We start from the raw sequence: 18,410 nt of genomic DNA, 5'->3' as shown, positions 1-18,410 counted from the left end.
GCTGGCTGACGGGGTGGTGCCGCTCCGACCCCCTAGCCGCGCAGCCACTCCGGGCCGGCGGGTGCGCGCATCCGGACCGGGTCGAGGAGGGCCCGGAGGGCGGCGCGGTTGGCCGGCCGGCCGAGGCAGGCGCGGCTGGCCTCGCGCAGCACGGTGACGGTCCAGAAGGGCACCGTCGCCGGGAAGCCGTGGCGGCGGCGGTGCAGCCGCACCCGGTTGACCACGAGCAGGGGCCACAGCCGCGCCGAGCCGGCCGAGCCGCCCTCGAGGTGCACGGCCCCCGCGGCCGGGACGTAGCGGGTCGCGAGCCCGGCGTCGCGGGCCCGCAGGTCGAAGTCGGTCTCCTCGGAGTAGAGGAAGTAGGACTCGTCCCACGGGCCGACCCGCGCCCAGCAGGCCGCGCTGACCAGCTGGGTGGACCCCTCGGCCCAGTCGGTCTCGCAGGCGACGGCGTACGCCGACTCGGCGGTGACGACCTCGCCGAGGCGGCCCACCCGGCCGGCGCGGCCGGCGCCGAGGACCAGGTCGGCGACGGCCCGGACCAGGCTCGGCTCGCGACGCTGGGAGTCGATGCGCGCGCCCGCGGCGTCGCGCAGGCGGGGCACCGCGATGCCCACGCCCGGGCGCTCGAGCTCGGCGAGCAGCACCGGGACGCACCCGGGGTCGAGGCGGACGTCGGGGTTCAGCACCAGCACGGCGCGGTGCGGGCCGCCGGCCGCGACCGCGGCGTTGATCCCGGCGGCGTAGCCGGCGTTGCGACCCGTCTGCACGACCAGGGCGTCGGGCGCGACCCGTCGGACCACCGCCACGCTGTCGTCGTCGGAGGCGTTGTCGGCGACCACCGTGCGCCACGGGACGCCGGCCATCGCCGCCGGCAGGCTCGCCAGCAGCCCCGGCAGCACCTCCGCGCTGCGGTAGGACACCACGGCGACCAGCACCGGGAGGTCCGGCGCGCTCACGGCGCCGCCCCGCGGGACGCGTCCAGCACGTCGGGCAGCACGTCGGGCAGCACGTCGGGCAGCGGCACCTCGAGCACCTCGCGGGGCTGCTGCTCGACGGCCAGCTGGGCCGCCCCGCCCGCGAGCCCGAGCAGCAGGAACGACGTCCCGGCGGCCATCGGGAACGACCAGGCGTCAAAGGTGACCACCCCGACCGCACTGCCCAGGATCGCTGCCGACAGCGCGAGCCCGAGGTGGCGCGACCGAGCGCTGCGGGCCCGGCGCCGGGCACGCCGTGCGTTGCCGAACCCGGTGAGCACCAGCAGCAGCACCGCGGCCAGGCCGATGGCCCCCAGCTCGAGCAGGATCATCAGGTACTGGTCGTCGAGGATGCGGTAGTGCCGCGGCACGAAGGTGAACAGTCCCCGGCCCAGCCACCGGTGCTCCTCGTAGAGGCCGAGGACCACGCCGTAGTCGTCAGTGCGGCCGCTGACGCTGGGGTCGTTGCCGACGTTGCGGAACAGCGACACGATCGTGCCGACGAGACCCGGGATCGCCAGCCGCAGGGCGACCACCGCGAACGGCGCGAGCACCAGCGCGCGCAGCCGCCAGCGCGCCGGCCAGCCGAGCACCAGCACGACGAGGGTCACCGCCAGCACCAGCACCGCCGAGCGCGAGACCGCCAGGGTCGAGCCCACGAAGACCAGCGCGGCCGGCACCAGTGCCCCCCGTCTCCCCCACCGGTGCACGCTGTGGTGCAGGGCGAGCGGGAACAGGCAGGCCAGCACGACGCCGAACTCGATCGGGTGGACGGCCGTGCCGGAGACCCGGTTGAGCACCGAGCGCGACAGCACGGTGCCGAACTCGGCGTTGGCGGACAGGCCGGGGACCTGGATGTAGCGCGCGATGTCGATCCCCCACCCGAACTGCAGCAGCCCCAGCCCGGCCAGGCCGGCGCCGAGCCAGGCCAGCCAGCCGACGACCAGCTCGAGGTCGCGCCACGACCGCAGGCCCTCGCTGGCGATCAGGAGCACCGCCATCCACCCGGCAAAGGACAGCAGGCCGCGGTCGGCGGCGGTGATCATCGTGGCGGTGGTCTCGGCCACGGTCGACGGGACCAGCGTCCACAGCTCGTCGGTGGTCTGGCGCACGTCCGGCGGCGCGTACCACCCCGACGTCGTGCCGTTCGCGTACGACGCCAGCACCGCGGCGGTCAGCACGCCGACGGCGGCACGGGTCGCCGTCAGGCCGCGGACCGGGTTCAGCCCGCCGACCGTGGCGCAGACCCAGCACACCAGGCCGCCGAGCGCCCACAGGTTGGCGGGCGTGCCGGGCGCACCGAGCGCCGGCAGGACGAGCTGCGAGGGGATGGCCAGGAGCAGGACGGCGTACCCGACCAGGAAGTACGCCGCGGCCCGCGGCGCTCCGCGCTCGGACCGCCCGAGCCGGCCGACCAGCCGCCGCCACCGCGCCCCCATGCGTCAGCTCGCCAGCGCGCTCGGCCGGCGCCGGGGACCCCGAGCGGGCGGCTCCTCGTCGGCGTCCTCGTCGGCGTCCTCGTCCTCGTCGGCGTCCTCGTCGGCGTCGCGGGTCGCGCGCTTGCGGGCCCGGTGCGCGGCGAACCGGTCACCGCCGAAGGCGAGCAGCAGGGTGAGCAGCAACCCGCAGCCCGCCGCCCCCGCGAGCGCCCGCAGCCTGCTGCCGGGCAGCACCTCGGCCTGGTCGGAGGTGCTGTTGACCTGGGCGCTGATGAGCTGGCGCGAAGGGACCCGGGCCTCCTCCTGGATCCGCAGCAGCTCCGACGCCACCAGCTCCATCACGGCGTCGCGGGTGGCCAGGGCGACCTCGGGGTCCTTGGACTTGGCCGTCACGACCAGCAGGGGCCCGGCCTCCGGGGCGAGCGCCACGGCGTACTCGGCGTCCATGCCGCGCTCGGCGAGCTCGCGCCGCACCTCCTTGGTGCCCACGGAGCCCGCGACCAGCGAGCCCGTGGTCGACATGCCGGACTGGATGTTGAGGAACGGGCTGGTGGGGGTCGCGATCCCGGTGGCCTCGGGGGGCAACAGGAAGAACAGCTGTCCCGAGGCCTGGTAGTCGGGCTCGACGTAGCTGGTGACGGCGAGGCAGGCGGCGGCGGTGCCGGCCAGGCCCAGCACCACGACCACCCAGCGGCGCAGCAGCACCGCGAACGCGTCAGCGAGGTACACCGGACACCTCCTCGCGCTCCTGGCCCTGACCGGCGACGACGCGGAGCAGGGCCTGCTCCACCTGGAGGCCGGCGCGTTCCCACCCGACGTCGCCGACCGACGCGGCCGCCCGCGCCGCCCGGAGGTACCGGTCGGCCGGGCCCTGCTCCACCAGCTCACCCAGGGCCGCCGCCAGGTCACGGGGCGTGGGCCGGGCGTAGCGGACGTGCGGGTTGTCGAGGACCGCCCGGTGCTGCGCGGCGTCGTTGACGACCGGCACGCAACCGGCCGCGAGCATCTCCAGCGGGACGAGGGACACGTTGGTGGCCGAGAGCACCAGGCCGCCGACGCAGCGCTGGTAGAGCCGGGACAGCTCGTCCGGTGGGAGGCGTCCGTGCTGCACCGCCGCGAAGGGCAGGTCGGCGACGACGGTGCCGTAGCAGTGGATCGGCACGTCCGGGTACGACCGGGCGAACCGCGCCAGCGCGAGCAGGGCCAGCTCGTGCGCACGCCGGGGCGTGCCGGGGCGGCAGTAGTAGGCCACGCCGTCACGCTCGCCGACGGCCGCGGCACCCGACGCGCGGTAGACCGCCAGGTCACAGCCCAGGTCGAAGTGGTCGGCCCGCGCCCGGTGGTCGTGACGCAACCGCTCGGCCAACCACGGGCCCGCGGTGATCGCGTGCAGGCCGAAGCCGTACGTCGCCTCGGCGAGCAGCGCGGCGCTCCCGGCCGGGTAGAACATCGGCTCGAGGTCCTGCACCAGGTAGCAGCGGCGCCCGCGGGCCGGCGAGGCGAGGACGGCGTAGGCGGTCTCCCAGCCGGTGGCCACCACGGCGTGCGCGTCGGCGATGCCGTCGGCGGCGTCGTGCACGCCCGCGCGGACCTCCGGCCAGTGGGCCCGGATGGTGGCGCGGTGCTGCTCGACCGACCAGCCGTGCTGCTCGCGCAGGTAGACGTCGCACCGGTGCCCGGCCTCCTCCAGCGCGGCGACCAGCCGGAACATCGTCGTGTGCCCACCGGATCCGGGGGCCGGTGGCGTGCACACCCACGCCACGCGCAGCGGGTCGCCGGGACGGTGCGGCACGGGGGCGGGCGCCGGCACCGCGCCGGAGGCGACGGCCGTGGCGCGGTCGACCTCCTCGGCGGTCACGGCCAGCGCGCTCGAGCCCGGCGGCACGAGCGCCTCGGCCAGGCGCACCCGCACCCGACGGCGCAGCCCGGCGGTCCCCTCGGCGGCGAGCAGCCGGCGGACCTGGCGCCAGCGGTCGCCGACGTGGGCGGTGGGACGCATCACGACGGGCCTCCCAGTGCGGCGGCCAGGGCGGCGGCGACCCGCACCTGCTGGTCCAGGCGCAGGCCGGGGAACATCGGCAGCGACAGGATCTCCGTCGCGGCGCGCTCGGCCACCGGGAAGCTGCCCGGCCCCAGGCCCAGGTGGGCGAAGGCCGGCAGCAGGTGGACCGGGGCCGGGTAGTGCAAGCCGGTGCCGATGCCCTCGCCGGCCAGCGCGCGCTGCACCCGGTCGCGCTCCGGCACGCGCACGACGTACAGGTGCCAGACGTGCTGGTTGCCGGTGACGGTGCGCGGGACGACCAGGCGCGGCAGCCCTGCGAGCAGGTCGGCGTAGCGGTCGGCGGCGCCGGCACGCTGCGCGTTCCACTCCTTCAGCCGGGTCAGCTTGATCGACAGGACCGCGGCCTGGACGGAGTCGAGCCGCGAGTTGGTGCCGACCAGGTCGTGGCGGTAGCGCTCGGTGCCGCCGTGGTTGCGCAGCATCCGCACCCGGGTCGCGACGTCGTCGCGATCGGTGGTCACGGCACCGGCGTCGCCGACCGCCCCGAGGTTCTTGCCGGGGTAGAAGCTGGTGGAGGCCACGTCGGCCAGTCCCCCGGTCGGGCGGTCGTGGCGGGTCGCGCCCTGCGACTGCGCGGCGTCCTCGACCAGCAGGACGTCGGGGCCGACGACCTCGCGCAGCCGCTCGTACGGCGCCGCCTGCCCGTAGAGGTCCACGCCGACGACCGCGCGGGTCCGCGGGCCCGTGCGGGCGGCGACGGCGTCGACGTCGACGAGCAGGTCCTCGTCGCAGTCGACCAGGACCAGCCGGGCGCCGGCCCGCACGACCGCCTCGGCGGTGGCCACGAAGGTGTTGGCGGGCACCACGACCTCGTCGCCGGGGCCGACGCCGGCGGCGCGCAGGGCCAGCTCCAGCGCGTCGGTGCCGTTGCCGACGCCGACGCAGTGGTCGGTGCCGCAGAAGGCGGCGTACTCCTCCTCGAAGCGGGAGACCGCCGGGCCCAGGACGTAGGCACCGCTGTCGAGGACGGCCATCACGGCCTCGCGGACCTCGGCCCCGACCTCGTCGAGCTGCGGACGGAGGTCGACCAGCGGGACCGGTCCGGTCTCGCCGCCGTGGTCGGTGGCAGTGCTGCTCATGCGGGAACTCCTTCGTCGGGGCGGGAGGCAGTGGGGAGGACGGGTCGGTCGGCGACCCGGCGCAGGTCGACCAGCCGGCGGCGCCACCACCGGGCCAGGGGCAGGACGTGGGTCGCCAGCGCGACCAGCGCGCCGGCCCCCAGCACCAGCAGGGGCGGTCCGGAGCGCGCGCCCACCCACCAGCAGGCGGCCGCGGCGGGCACGGCCACGGCCAGCGGGACGATCGTGGCCCGCAGCAGGGCCGAGGTGTCCACGCCCGCCCGCCGCAGGCACACGCCGTAGGCCGGGACGACGACGACGAGCGTGACGACGACGTGGCTCCAGCCCGCCGCGGCCAGGCCGCCGGTGGCCAGGCCCACGTACATGGCCGGCACCAGTGTCACCAGCCAGAGCACCTGGACGGCGAGGACGGCGGCCGTCGCGCCGACGGCCACCAGGAACGTGGCCACCAGGTCGAGCAGCACCCGCAGGGCACCGAAGACGGCCAGCCCGGCCAGCGCCGGGGCCGCGCCGGACCAGCGCTCGCCGTAGAGGACGACGACCAGCGGCGTCGCCAGGGTGGCCAGGGCGAGCCCCATGAGGCAGGCGGCCGCGGTGGCCGGCCCGACGGCGCGCAGCAGCATGCGGTCGCGCTCGGCGGGGTCCTCCTGGCGCGCGAAGGCCGGCAGCGCCACCACCCGCAGCGCCTGTCCGAGCGCGCTCATGGGCCAGGACGAGACGTTGAAGGCGAGGAGGTAGAGACCGAGCTCGGCGGGGCCGAGGACGCGTGCGACGAGCAGGTTGTCGACGCTGAGCAGCGTCCAGGAGAGCAGGTTGGCGAGCGCCAGGGGGACGCAGAAGGCCAGCGAGGCCCGGGCGACCGCGCGGTCGAGGCCGAACCGCGGTCGGTGCCGGGCCGCCAGGTGCAGCCCGACGACGACGGCGGCCTGGCTGGCCACCTGCCCCCAGGCCAGGGACACCGGGCCCGCCCCGCGGAGCGCGAGGACCGTGACCACGACCGCCGAGACGAGCAGGCCGGCACCGTTGACCACCAGGAGCGTGCCCTGGCGGAACTCGCGCTGGAGCAGGGCGGCCGGGACGATGGAGAACCCGAACACGGCCAGGCCGAGCGCCATCACGACGATGACACCACCGGCGTCGGGGCTGCGGAACGCCTGCGCGATCGGGCCGGCGGCGAGCAGCATCGTCAGGGCCAGCGTCGCGCCGCTCAGCACGCCGAGGGTGGCGACGGTCGGCGCCTGGGCGCGGGGGTCGGCGGCCCGCACGAGGTCGGCCCCGAGACCGAGCTCGGCCAGGGTCCCGAGCACCGCCCAGACCGTCAGCGCGACGGCGTAGACGCCGAGCTCGTCGGGGGCGATGAGCCGCGCCACCAGGATCGACGTGGCCACGCTGCCCAGGCGCAGCACCACGGTGCCCGCGAGGCTCCAGGCGAGCCCCCGGCCGACGCGCCCGCTCACGTGCCGTACCTCCGCTCGAAGCGCCACCGCAGGTGGTGCCCGGCCCGGCCCACGGCGTGCCCGGTGGTCCGCAGGGGCGCCGGTGCCGGTCGCGCACCGGTCCAGGAGGCGAGCCGTCCCTCCAGGCGCCAGGCCAGGTCCGGGCCGTCGGGCCACAGCGGCCGGGCGAACGCGCGGTAGGCGAGAGCCTCCTCCGCGTGCCCCTCCCACCGCGCGGCCACCGCACGCCGGGCCGCCTCGCGGCTCAGCGCCCGCATCGCGCGGGGGTGGTGGGCCTGCAGCGCGGGCCGGCCCTCGGCCGTCTCGGCGAGGAAGAGGTCAAAGGTGCGGCGCCGCTCCTCGAGGTCGGTGAGCCAGCCGGCGTACGTCGTCAGGTGCATGTTGGCGTCGTGCACGCGGTAGCAGGCCTGCACCGGGCCGTTGACCCGGGCGACGTCCCACCCGGCCGCGGCGCGCAGCCACAGGGCGAAGTCGGCGCTGTGCGGCAGGCGCGGGTCGTAGGCGCCCGTGTCGAGCACCTCACGCCGCACCACGGCCTCGGGGCTGCTCAGGAAGCAGCGGCCCCGCCGCGCGGCCAGGCCCAGCCACTGCGCGCCCGGGTAGACGCTCCAGCTGCGCACGCGGCCGTCGGTGCGCGGCACCTCGTCGGTGAAGGACCGGGCGTAGCCGTACACGAGCCCGACCCGCGGGTGCGCCTCGAGGACGGCGGCCGCGCGGGCGAGCGAGCCCGGGGTCAGGAGGTCGTCGGCGGAGAGCAGGGAGACGAGGTCGCCGCGGGCCCGGTCGAGCCCGTCGTTGTAGGTGCGGATGTGGCCCTGGTTCTCCTCGTGGACCACGACGGTGACCCGCGGGTCCGCCGCGGCCAGCGCGCGGGCGACGTCGGCGCTGTCGTCGGGCGAGGCGTCGTCGACGACGATCACCTCGACGTCGACACCGGGCTGGTCCAGGGCGCTGGCCACGGCGGCCGGCAGGTAGTGGCCGTAGCGGTAGCACGGCACCACGACCGAGACGCTCGGTCGCGTGCGCAGCGGCACCGGTCGACGGAAGCGCATCACGCAGCCCCCGCCCGGCCGGGGGCGTGCGGTCGGGCCGGCACGCCGACCCAGGTCTGGCCCGGCGGGAGCGGCCGGGTCAGCACCGCGCCCATCCCGAGCACGGCGCCGGGACCCACGGCCAGCCCCTCGCGCACGCACGCGCCCATGCCGAGGTACGACGCGGCGCCGACGTGCACACCGCCGCCGAGCCGGACACCGGCGCACAGGGTCGCGAAGTCGTCGACGACCACGTCGTGGGTCAAGGTGACGTGCGGCATCACCACGACGTGCCGGCCGACCCGGACGGCGGCGGTGAGCGCCACCTGGGCCAGCAGCACGGCACCCGCCTCCACCCGGCAGCCCGCCGGGACGTCGACGCTGGGGTGGACGACTGAGAGGAACCGGTCGGCGTCGACCCCGAGCGCCTCCAGCCGCGCGACGAGCCGGCGGCGCACCACGCCGCGGCCCGCGCAGACGACGAGGCCCGCGTCGGGCAGGTCACGCACGTGCTCGAGGCCCCCGACGACCGGGACGTCGTCGACGCAGGTGCCCCACCGCCGCGGATCGTCGTCGAGCAGGACCACGCGGTCGGCGCACCGGGCGCTGCGCAGCGCGGCGACGACCTCGCGGGCGAGCCCGCCGGCCGCGACGAGCGCGACGGTGCGCCGGCCGGTCACGTCCGTCGTCCCGACCCGACGAGCACGTCGACCACCCGGGCCTGCTGGCCCTCGGTGAGCTCGTGGAACAGCGGCAGGATCAGGGTGTGGTCGGTCAGCCGCTCGGTGACCGGCAGCGAGCCCGGGACCGCCTGCCCCGCCCACGCCGGCTGCCGGTGGATCGCCATGATCCCGCGACGGGCCGAGACGCCGGCCGCGGCCAGCGCGGCCATCAGTCCCTCGCGGTCGAGCGGGTGGTCCGGGCCGACCTCGACCCAGTAGGACTGGAAGTTGCTCTCGCCGTGGGGCGGGTCGGTGACGGCCCGCAGCCCGGGGACGTCGGCCAGCGCCGCGGCGTACGTCGCGGCCAGCTCGCGCCGGCGCCGCACGACCGCGGGCAGTCGGCCGAGCTGGACCAGGCCGACCGCGGCCTGCAGGTCGGTCATCCGGTAGTTGAAGCCGACCTCGGCGTACTGCTCGGGCGGCGCGAGCAGGCTCGCGTGCCGCTCGGCGGCCGAGACGCTCATCGCGTGCTCGCGCAGCAGGCGGACGCGGTCGGACCAGGCGGCGTGCCGCGTCGTCACCATCCCGCCCTCGCCGGTGGTCAGCACCTTGCGGGGGTGGAAGGACCACGCCGCGACCTCGGCGCCGGCACCGACGGGGGCGCCGCGGTAGGTCGATCCCGCGGCGCACGCGGCGTCCTCGACGACCGGCAGCCCGAGCGGGTCGCACAGCGCGCGCACGTCGTCGAGGTCGACCGGGACGCCGCCCTGGTCGACGACCACCACGGCCCGGGTGTGGCGGGTGAGGGCGCGCTCGATCGTCGCGGCGGTCACGTTGCCCGTGGTGGCGTCGACGTCGGCGAACACCGGGCGGGCCCCGACGTGCGCGACGGCGTTGGCGGTGGCGACGAAGGAGAACGACGGGACCACCACGTCGTCACCGCGACGTACGTCGGCGGCCACCAGCGCGAGGTGCAGGGCGGTGGTGCAGCTGGAGACCGCACGGGCGTGCTCGGCCTGCTGCACCCGCGCGAAGGCCGCCTCGAACTCCGCGACCCGGGGCCCCTGGGCCACCCAGCCCGAGCGCAGCACCGCCGTGACGGCGGCGACCTCCTCCTCCCCCAGCCACGGTCGCATGACGTCGATGCGCGCGGTCCCGACGTCGGGGCCGGCCCCGTCCGTCACGGCGGTCACCGCCCGACCGCCAACGGGCGCGAGGCACGGATCTCCTCGCGCAGCGGGCGCCACCAGGCGACCAGCTCGCGCAGCCCCTGCTCGAGACCGACCTCGGCGACGAAGCCGAGGTCCCGCTCGGCGGCGCGCGTGTCCCCCAGTCGCCGGGTGACGCCGTTGACCGCCCGCGCGGGGCCGTGCTCGACCCCGAGCGGGCTGTCCATCACCCGCAGCAGCGCCTCGGCGAGACCGAGGAGGCTGGTCTCCGTGCCGCCCGCGACGTTGTAGACGCCCTCGCGCACCGGCGCCGCCGCCGCCAGCACGTTGGCGCGGGCGACGTCGCGGGAGAAGACGAAGTCCATGGTCTGGCGCCCGTCCCCGAGGACGAGCGGCGGCAGCCCGTCGTCGATGCGTTCCATCCACCGCACCAGCACCTCGGTGTAGAGCCCGTGGACGTCCATCCGCGGTCCGTAGACGTTGAAGTAGCGCAGCGAGACGTGGTCGAGGCCACGCATCGCGCGGTAGCTGCGCAGCAGGCCCTCCCCGAACGTCTTGGCCGCGCCGTAGAGCGTGTCGTTGTCGTGGTGGTGGTGGCGCTCCGGCGTCGGGAACTGCTCGGCGAGGCCGTACACCGACGCCGACGACGCGGCCACCAGCTTGTCGACCCCGGCGTCGGCGGCGGCCTCGACCACGTTGAAGGTGCCGTCGACGAGCACCTCGAGCGCCAGCCGGGGTTCCTCGGCGCACTGGGTGATCCGGATCGCGGCCTGGTGGAAGACGAGGTCATGGCCCCGGGTGAGGTCGTGGACCAGGTCGCGGTCGCGGATGTCGCCGACCACCAGCCGGACCCGGCCGCCGGCCACGGCGGTCTCCAGGTTGGCCACCCGGCCGCGGACCAGGTCGTCGAGGACGTCGACGTGCCCGACGCCCGCGGCGAGCAGCTGGTCGACGAGGGTGGAGCCGATGGTCCCGGCCCCGCCGGTGACGAGCACCCGGGCCCCGGCCAGCGCCGCCGTCGCGCTCATCGGACGATCTCCAGCGGCCGGTCGAGGCTCGCGACGTCGACGAGCGCACCGCGGGCCCGCAGGCTGGTGGCCGCGGCCTCCAGCACCGAGAGCACCCGGAGCCCGGCCGCACCGTCGGTCGCGGGGGCGCGCTGTCCGCGGATGCTGGCGGCGAACTCCTGCACCATCGCGGCGAGCGCCTCGCGCTCGGGCAGGGCCGGCGACCAGGTGTCGCCGAGCCGGTACGACACCGACGCCGTGCGACGGTCCGCGGTGTCGACCGACTGCTGGACGAGGTCGACCCCGCGGTCGTAGACGCTGATCCGCTGCTGGGGGTTGAGGTCGTCCCAGACCAGGGTGCGCTCGCTGCCGCCGACCACCATCTGGCGGATCTTGGTGGGGCTGAGCCAGTTCACGTGGACGTGCGCCATCGCACCGCCGGGCAGCGGGAGGCTCAGGTAGCCCACGCAGGGGCGGCCCGCGCCGACCGGGTCGGCGCCCTGGGCGGCGACCCCGAGCGGCCGCAGCCCGCCGGGCAGCACGTGGTCGAGCACCGACAGGTCGTGCGGGGCCAGGTCCCAGAAGACGTCGACGTCGGGCTGGACCAGGCCCAGGTTGATCCGCACCGAGTCGACGTAGAGGATCTCGCCGAGGGCGCCGTCGGCGACGAGCTCGCGGATCTTCGTGACGGCCGGCGTGTAGCAGTAGGTGTGGTCGGCCATCAGGACCAGGCCCTGCTCCCGGGCCAGGTCGACCATGGCGCGACCCGACCCGACGCTGTCGGCGAGCGGCTTCTCGACCAGCACGTGCTTGCCCGCGCGCAGGGCCTCGACGGCGATGGGGTGGTGGGTGCGGGCCGGGGTGGCGACGGCCACGGCGTCGACGTCGCCGCGGGCCAGCACCTCGGCCAGCGAGCCGGTGACCTGGGCGCCGGTCCCGGCCGCGACCTCGCGGGCGCGCTCCAGGTCGAGGTCGCAGACCGCCAGCAGCTCCCAGTTGGGGGAGGCGGCGAGGTTGCGGACCAGGTTGGGTCCCCAGTAGCCGGCCCCCACCACGACGACGCCGAGGGGGTCGGCGACGCCCGGCACGGACGTCGTGGGTGGCTGCGCTGCGGGCATCGGAGGGCTCCTGACTGGGGCGGCCGGACGCAGACCATCGAAGGCCGCGGCACGGGCCCCGGGCACCCGGCGCCCGTGCCTATGTCCACAATTGGGGACGTCAGGGGGTGCGCAGGACGACGTCGACGAAGTAGTTCGCCGCACCCCAGCTGGAGGTCGGGAAGCCACCGTCCGCGCCGTAGCGGTAGCGGCCGTTGCCGGACGCCGGCGCGGTCAGCGGACCTCGGGTCCAGGCGTCCCCGAAGAAGCCGGACGTGACGGAGTAGTGGCCGCGCGGGGCGAGGTAGGACACGACGTAGTCCTCCCCTGCGGTGACGGGGTACGGCGTGGCGAGCTCGGCCTGCTGCCAGCCCGTCGCGCTCTCGCCGCTGAACACGACGCGGGACAGCGGCGCACCGGCGGCCGACCACAGCGTCCCGGTGTGCGGGCCGGTGTTGCCGGGGCCCTTGTAGAACCGGATGGCGGTCACCGCGCCGTCCGCGGTCGGCGTGAACGCGGTCCCGAGCTCCAGGGGGTCGGACTCGGCGGCGGAGGCCACCGCCGGCGTCAGGCCGGTGAACAGCGAGCTCAGCGTCACCGGGGCGGTCGCGGTGCGGAACGTCCAGTCCTCGTCGGGCAGCACCACCCCGTCGGTGGAGACGACCCCGCGCAGCCGCACGGTCACCGTCTCGTCGGGCGGCAGCGCCGTGGCGGGGACGAAGGTGACCCGGCGGGCGTCCTCGGACAGCTGGCTGCTGCCGGCGACGGGCTGCCCACCCACCAGCAGGCTCAGCGCCGCCTGGGGGTGGACGGGCGCGCTGAACGCCGCGGCCGGCCGGGCGCCGGCCGCCACGCCGGTGGCACCGGGGGCCGGCGCCCTCGAGGTGACCGCGATGGTCGGCGCGTCGGGGACGTACTCGACGTCGGCGAAGTAGGCCGCCGAGCGGTGGCTGAAGGTCGGGAAGCCGCCCGCGGCGCCGTAGCGGTAGCGGCCGTTGTCACCCCCTGGCGCCACCAGCCGACCCGAGGTCACTGGCTGCGCGAAGTAGTCGAGCGAGTAGGAGTAGTGGCCCTGGGGGGCGAGGTACGACACGACGTACTCCCTGCCGGCGACGACGCGCACCGGCGTCGACAGCCGGGCGCGCTGCCACCCGTCGGGGGTCTCGTCGGCAAAGGTCACCCGGGCCACCACGGCGCCGGTGTCGTCCCACAGCGTGCCGACGTGGGTGCCGCCGTTGCCGGGGCCCTTGAGGAAGCGCAGCGCCGTCACGGTGCCGTCGCGGCTCGGCACGAAGGCGGTGCCGAGCTCGACCGGGGACGACGAGTCGTCGCTCGAGACGCCCGGCACGGCGTCGCCGAAGAGGGTCTGCGCACCGGGTCCCGGACCCGCGGTGGTGAAGGTCCAGGTGCGGTCGGGCAGCACGGCGCCCGACGTCGAGCGCACCCCCGCCAGTCGCACCGTCACCACGCTCGACGCCGGCAGCAGGGCCGCCGGGCGGAACGTGAGCCGGGTGCCGCCGCCGGAGAGCTCGGTGCTGCCGGCGACGGGCTGGCCGCCGACGTCGGCGCTCAGCGTGGCACCCGGCTGCACGTCCGTGCTGAACCAGACCCGCACCGGGTTGCTCCGCGGCACCTCGAGCGCCCCGGCCGGCGGGTCCTGGGCCACGACGGAGATGACGGGCGGGGCGCGGTCGAGGACCACGTCGACCAGGTAGCTCGACGACGAGCGCGACCCGGGGAACCCGGAGCCGTAGGTGTAGCTGCCGGCGCTGGCGGAGACCCGCAGCGGAGGCCGCGACAGGTCGGCGCCGGAGAACGCGCCCGGACTGAGGGAGTAGTGGCCGGTCGTGGTGCGGTACGCCGCGACGTACTCGACGCCGGCCGAGATCGGCACCGGTTCCGCCAGGACGAGCGTCTGCCACCCCGTCGTCGTCTCGGTGGACAGGGTGCCCCACGCCAGCCGGTCACCCGCAGCCGACCAGAGGGCCGCCTCGTGCGGACCCGTGTTGGCCGGCCCCTTGTGGAAGCGGATCGCCGTGACCGTGCCGGCCACGTCGCTGGTGAACCGGGTCCCGAGGGTCACCGCGACGTCGTCGACCTCGGGCGCGCCCGGCACCGTCTCGTCGGAGAACAGCGAGCACGGGCACACGCCCACCGGCCCCGGGGGCACCGCGGTCGTGAAGGTCCAGGGTCCCGCACCGCTGAGCGTGACGCCGCCGCTGTCGGTGCCGGTGACCGTCGCGGTGTAGCGGATCCCGCCGTCCAGCGGCGAGGACGGCGTGAACACCGCGGTGCGGGTCGCGGCGTCGTACGACCGGGTGCCGGCGACCGCGGTGCCCGCGGCGTCGACCACGGTGATCGCCGAGCTGACCACGGGCCGCGAGAAGCGCGCGGTGACGGTGGTGGTGCGCGGGACGCTCGACGACCCCGCCAGCGGCGACCGCGCGAGCAGGGTCAGCGGAGAGGTGTCGGTGGGGCTGTAGACGGGCTCGACGAAGTAGCCGGTGTTGCGGTGCGACTCCTGCGGGAAGCGCCCCGGGGCGCCGTACCGGCCCGAGGGCGGGGCACCGAACCCGCCCGGCACGGTGAAGGGCGCGCGCCGCCAGGTCGCCGAGGAGAAGGCGTCGGTCTGCATCGCGTAGTGCCCGGCCGGCGCGGTGTACGACGCCACGTAGGTCTCGCCGGCCTCCACCGCGACCGGGCTGGCGAAGTCCGCGCGCTGCCAGCCGGTCGCGCTCTCGCCGGTGAAGTCCGCGGTCGCCAGGCGCTCGCCGTCCGCGCTCCACATCGAGCCGACGTGGGTCCCGGTGTTGCCGGCACCCTTGTAGAAGCGGACGCCGGTGAGGAACCCGTCCTCGGCCGCCGTGAACCGCAGGCCGAGCTCGACGGCGGAGGCGTCGTCGGTCGTCGGGACGGCCGGCACGTCGCTCCCGTGGACGGTGCACGGGCAGGTGACGACGACCGCCCGGGTCGCCACCGGACCGGTGTTGGCGCTGTCGTCGCTGGCCCGCGCGCGGATCGTCTCCGAGCCCACCCCGCGCTGCGCGGCGGTGTAGGTCCACGCGCCCGTCATCAGGTCCAGGGTGGTCGCGGGGTGCCAGGAGTCACCGTCGTCGGTGCTGACCTCGACGCCGGCCACCCGGCCACCGCCGCCGTCGGTCGCGGTCCCGGACACCGTCAGTCGCGAGCCGTTGGCGCGCACGGCCCCCGAGGCCGGGCTGGTGATCGTCGTGGTCGGCCCGGTCGTGTCGGTGGACGGGGTCGCGCGGGTGAGGTCGCTGCTGAGGCTGCGCGGCTGGGCGCCCATGTCGGCGAGCAGGTTGACCTGGGCCTGCTGCATCCGCCGGTCCGCGGGCTCGTCCGGGAACGGGCTGTCGTGCACGGCGTCGAGGCCCCACGTCCACTGCACGCTGCCGGCGCCGAAGACCAGCGCCCCGCTCGCCGCGCGGTAGAGCGTGAGGTGGTGCGTCGTGGTCCCGGGCACGACGGTGTTGCCGTAGTCCGCCAGGTATTCCGGGGTGGGCCCGGTCGTCGTCGAAAGCCGGACCAGGCCCGGTGGCCGGAACCCGTTGTCGACGTCCTCGTCGGACTCGTAGCCGACGGTGTGGGGGGCCAGCGTCGCCGACGTGCCCGAGGGCAGGGAGGCCAGACCGGTGCCGCGCCACAGTCGAAGCCGGCCCTCACCCGCGCTGACGGTGACCGCGAGGTCGTCGTGGTTGACCTGGTACTGCACGCCGGTGAGGGCGTTCTCCGGGCGGCCGCCGCCGTCGGCCGGCGCCGCGTACCGGGGGTCGCGCCAGGTGCCGGTCCACTCCGGTGAGGTGGTGTCGATCTTGCCGTTGCCCCACGTCTCCTTGTAGGAGACCAGGGTCCGGTACGGCGTGTGGCTGGCGTCGGCAGACGGCTCGTACCGGGTGCGCCAGTAGACCTCGTTGCCGCTGAGGAACTGCAGGTTGACCCCGGCGTCACGGGCGGCCTCGACGTTGGCGCGCTGGGCGCCGCTCCAGTACTCGTCGTGCCCGACGGACAGGAACGTCCGGTGGTTGCGGAGCAGGTGGCCGCGGCGGTCGGTGTCGACCCCGGCCTGGTAGGTCACGTCGTACCCGTTCTTCTCCAGGAAGCGGATCAGCGGGTACTCGTTGGCGAAGAAGAAGTCCCGCCCGCCCGGGACACCCCGGGTGAGCACCGGCCGGTTGTAGCTCACCTTGTGGGCGCGGCCGTTGGCGCCGCCGTGGTAGAAGCTCGAGCCGCCGTACAGGTTGTAGGCCTGCCAGGTCGGGTCGGAGGTCTGGAAGACGACGTCGGCATGGCTGGAGTCGTCGCGCACCACGAACGTGATGTGGCTGGCCTCGCCGGTCGAGGGGATCTCCAGGCGCGCGACGTGCACCCCCGACACCGCGCTCGCCGGCACGTTCCAGGAGGCCGAGACCGCCCAGTTGCCGCAGTCGTAGAGCTCGGTGGTCACGTCGGTGATGCACTGCGGCTGGTGCTGCGGCAGGCTCGCGGACACCGGCACCGAGGTGATCCGCCGGGCGCCGTCGCCGTCGTAGTAGCCGATCCGGTAGATCGTGACCGTGTACGCCGTCGCGGCGGTGTCGATCTTGAAGTCGACCCGGTTGCCGACGTTGACGCTGATGTCGGTCGAGAAGCCCTGGATGGCGTCGCTGCCGGCGCCGTACATGTCGTCCCACTCCTCGTCGGGGGTGCCGTCGGCGGCGTTCTCGCAGGTGATGGCGTTGCCCTGCGGCCCGCAGGGGTCGTCGACCGCCGAGGCCGGCCCGGAGCCGATCGTGACCAGCGCGCACGGGAGGAGCAGCAGGGCTGCGGGGACGACGAGACGACGGAGGGTGACCACGGGACGCACCTTGCTGCAGACGGGACCACCACCTTCCGCGCGACCGGAGCCACCCCGTCTCGTCGGGGGCACGCGTTTCCCCACGATCGGGTACCCGGCGGCCCGGCTCGGGCGGCGCCGCGTGGTCGGGGGTTGGGATGGGCCCATGACCGACGCCGTCGCCACCGCTCCCCCGCTCGCTCCCGCCCAGGTCTCCCCCGGCGCCGACGTCGAACCGGGGGCCGTCGTCGGCCCGGGCACCCGGGTGTGGCACCTGGCGTCGGTGCGGGACGGCGCCCGGGTGGGCCGGGAGTGCGTCATCGGTCGCGCGGCGTACGTCGGTCCGGGGGTGCGGGTGGGCGACCGGTGCAAGCTGCAGAACGCCGCCCTGGTCTACGAGCCGGCCGTGCTGGAGGACGGGGTCTTCGTCGGCCCGGCGGCGGTGCTCACCAACGACCTCCACCCCCGAGCCGTCACCCCGACCGGGCGGCTCAAGGACGCCGAGGACTGGGAGTCCGTCGGCGTGCTGCTGCGGGAGGGGGCCAGCATCGGTGCCCGCGCCGTGTGCGTGGCGCCGGTCCGGGTCGGCCGGTGGGCGATGGTCGCCGCGGGTGCCGTCGTGGTCCGCGACGTCCCGGACTTCGCCCTCGTCGTCGGGGTGCCGGCCCGCCAGGTCGGCTGGGTCGGTCACGCCGGGGTGCGGCTCGTGGCCGACGACGGGGGCTGGCGCTGCCCGAGCACCGGTCGGCGCTACGTGAGGTCGGCCTCGGGGCTCGAGCCCACGCAGCGGGTGTAGACGGCGACCGCGGCCAGCTGCGAGCCGACGCCCAGCTTGCGCCGCACGGAGCGGACCTGGCTGCGCACGGTGACGACCGCGACGCCGGACCCGGCCGCGATCGCGGGCACGGTCCAGCCGCGGTGCAGGAGCCGGAGCACCTCCATCTCCCGCGGGCTGAGGGATCCGAGCCGGTCGGCCAGGTCGGTGCGGATCTCCTCCTCTCGGAGCCAGAGCCGGACCATCCCCTCCCGCCGCTGCCGGGGAAGCCCCGCGGCCCCGCCATGGACCTCGCGGAGCAGTCGCACCGTCTCGTCGAGGGACGAGCCGGCCGACAGCACGGCCGTCGCACCGCTCGCCAGCACGGCCCCCCACAGGGCCTCGTCGTCGGTCTCGGCGAGCACGACCGTCGGCAGGGCGAGGCTCTCGACGAGCGACCGCGCCGCCACGAGGCGCGGCCCGGGGGTCAGGTCCGACAGGACCAGTGCGGCGTCGGGCCGCAGCTGACGCAGGCGGGCGACCTGGCTCCCGGTGACCGGGCCGCGCGGCATCGTGGCGCCGACCGCCTCCACGGCCTGGCTGCGCAGGGCGGTGCGCACGGCGTCGGCCACGAGTGGCTGGTCGGAGACCACGAGCACGCGCAGCGGGCCCGGGGCAGGCGACGCCTGCCGGGGGGCGGGGGAACTACTGGTGACCTGCATCGGTGCACCTCCTGGGAGGCCGGGCGAGACGCCGGCGCGCGGCGCCACGCCGTCGAGGGCTCCCACGGACGGCGTCCGGTCATCGTCGCCCGGGCGTCGACCTCCCCGGCACGGACCGGT

14 protein-coding genes are annotated in these 18,410 nt (G+C 76.0%); 1 reads left to right on the top strand and 13 read right to left on the bottom strand.

Annotated elements, in window-relative coordinates:
- Window positions 1-32: 32 nt before the first annotated feature.
- From AC4MBH_RS12755 to AC4MBH_RS12700, 12 genes are all read right to left on the bottom strand, one after another.
- Window positions 33-959 (bottom strand): glycosyltransferase, encoded by a 927-nt coding sequence (locus AC4MBH_RS12755; RefSeq protein ID WP_491795256.1) that lies wholly within the window; start codon window positions 957-959, stop codon window positions 33-35.
- Window positions 956-2,416 (bottom strand): O-antigen ligase family protein, encoded by a 1,461-nt coding sequence (locus AC4MBH_RS12750; RefSeq protein WP_491795255.1) that lies wholly within the window; start codon window positions 2,414-2,416, stop codon window positions 956-958. The genes AC4MBH_RS12755 and AC4MBH_RS12750 overlap by 4 nt, the downstream gene beginning before the upstream one ends.
- A gap of 3 nt (window positions 2,417-2,419) precedes the next feature.
- Window positions 2,420-3,145, bottom strand: coding sequence for a hypothetical protein (locus AC4MBH_RS12745; protein WP_491795254.1), 726 nt, complete (start codon window positions 3,143-3,145; stop codon window positions 2,420-2,422).
- Entirely contained in the window at window positions 3,132-4,415 is a 1,284-nt protein-coding gene (locus tag AC4MBH_RS12740) for a rhamnosyltransferase WsaF family glycosyltransferase (protein WP_491795298.1), read from the bottom strand. Before AC4MBH_RS12740 ends, AC4MBH_RS12745 begins: the two co-directional genes overlap by 14 nt.
- Window positions 4,415-5,557: a DegT/DnrJ/EryC1/StrS family aminotransferase gene (locus tag AC4MBH_RS12735; protein ID WP_491795253.1), complete on the bottom strand. Its 1,143-nt coding sequence runs from the start codon at window positions 5,555-5,557 to the stop codon at window positions 4,415-4,417. Before AC4MBH_RS12735 ends, AC4MBH_RS12740 begins: the two co-directional genes overlap by 1 nt.
- Window positions 5,554-7,014: an oligosaccharide flippase family protein gene (locus AC4MBH_RS12730; RefSeq protein WP_491795252.1), complete on the bottom strand. Its 1,461-nt coding sequence runs from the start codon at window positions 7,012-7,014 to the stop codon at window positions 5,554-5,556. Before AC4MBH_RS12730 ends, AC4MBH_RS12735 begins: the two co-directional genes overlap by 4 nt.
- Window positions 7,011-8,048 (bottom strand): glycosyltransferase family 2 protein, encoded by a 1,038-nt coding sequence (locus AC4MBH_RS12725; RefSeq protein WP_491795251.1) that lies wholly within the window; start codon window positions 8,046-8,048, stop codon window positions 7,011-7,013. Before AC4MBH_RS12725 ends, AC4MBH_RS12730 begins: the two co-directional genes overlap by 4 nt.
- A gap of 17 nt (window positions 8,049-8,065) precedes the next feature.
- On the bottom strand, window positions 8,066-8,725 hold the full coding sequence (locus AC4MBH_RS12720; protein WP_491795250.1) for a NeuD/PglB/VioB family sugar acetyltransferase: 660 nt from the start codon (window positions 8,723-8,725) through the stop codon (window positions 8,066-8,068).
- Window positions 8,722-9,900, bottom strand: coding sequence for a DegT/DnrJ/EryC1/StrS family aminotransferase (locus tag AC4MBH_RS12715; RefSeq protein WP_491795249.1), 1,179 nt, complete (start codon window positions 9,898-9,900; stop codon window positions 8,722-8,724). Before AC4MBH_RS12715 ends, AC4MBH_RS12720 begins: the two co-directional genes overlap by 4 nt.
- Entirely contained in the window at window positions 9,897-10,904 is a 1,008-nt protein-coding gene (locus AC4MBH_RS12710) for an NAD-dependent epimerase/dehydratase family protein (RefSeq protein ID WP_491795248.1), read from the bottom strand. Before AC4MBH_RS12710 ends, AC4MBH_RS12715 begins: the two co-directional genes overlap by 4 nt.
- A complete protein-coding gene (locus AC4MBH_RS12705; protein WP_491795247.1) occupies window positions 10,901-12,001 on the bottom strand; it encodes a Gfo/Idh/MocA family protein in 1,101 nt (366 codons plus the stop codon). Before AC4MBH_RS12705 ends, AC4MBH_RS12710 begins: the two co-directional genes overlap by 4 nt.
- 100 nt (window positions 12,002-12,101) lie before the next feature.
- Window positions 12,102-16,835 (bottom strand): DUF4082 domain-containing protein, encoded by a 4,734-nt coding sequence (locus tag AC4MBH_RS12700; RefSeq protein ID WP_491795246.1) that lies wholly within the window; start codon window positions 16,833-16,835, stop codon window positions 12,102-12,104.
- A gap of 145 nt (window positions 16,836-16,980) precedes the next feature.
- Here AC4MBH_RS12700 and AC4MBH_RS12695 point away from each other — a divergent pair, with 145 nt between their 5' ends.
- The gene (locus AC4MBH_RS12695) at window positions 16,981-17,610 is read left to right on the top strand and encodes an acyltransferase (protein ID WP_491795245.1); all 630 of its coding nucleotides are present in this window, start codon (window positions 16,981-16,983) and stop codon (window positions 17,608-17,610) included.
- On the opposite strand, the gene AC4MBH_RS12690 is transcribed toward AC4MBH_RS12695, so the two are convergent.
- Window positions 17,565-18,290 (bottom strand): helix-turn-helix transcriptional regulator, encoded by a 726-nt coding sequence (locus AC4MBH_RS12690; protein WP_491795244.1) that lies wholly within the window; start codon window positions 18,288-18,290, stop codon window positions 17,565-17,567. The genes AC4MBH_RS12695 and AC4MBH_RS12690 overlap by 46 nt on opposite strands.
- Window positions 18,291-18,410 lie beyond the last annotated feature (120 nt).

Source organism: Nocardioides sp. WJ219, assembly GCF_058559815.1.
This window is presented reverse-complemented; position numbering and strand designations above follow the sequence as displayed.

Coding starts and splice junctions, on each gene's coding strand:
- AC4MBH_RS12750 (WP_491795255.1), bottom strand. CDS start 2,416: ATGGGGGCGCGGTGGCGGCGGCTGGTCGGCCGGCTCGGGCGGTCCGAG.
- AC4MBH_RS12705 (WP_491795247.1), bottom strand. CDS start 12,001: ATGCCCGCAGCGCAGCCACCCACGACGTCCGTGCCGGGCGTCGCCGAC.
- AC4MBH_RS12740 (WP_491795298.1), bottom strand. CDS start 4,415: ATGCGTCCCACCGCCCACGTCGGCGACCGCTGGCGCCAGGTCCGCCGG.
- AC4MBH_RS12695 (WP_491795245.1), top strand. CDS start 16,981: ATGACCGACGCCGTCGCCACCGCTCCCCCGCTCGCTCCCGCCCAGGTC.
- AC4MBH_RS12735 (WP_491795253.1), bottom strand. CDS start 5,557: ATGAGCAGCACTGCCACCGACCACGGCGGCGAGACCGGACCGGTCCCG.
- AC4MBH_RS12690 (WP_491795244.1), bottom strand. CDS start 18,290: ATGCAGGTCACCAGTAGTTCCCCCGCCCCCCGGCAGGCGTCGCCTGCC.
- AC4MBH_RS12710 (WP_491795248.1), bottom strand. CDS start 10,904: ATGAGCGCGACGGCGGCGCTGGCCGGGGCCCGGGTGCTCGTCACCGGC.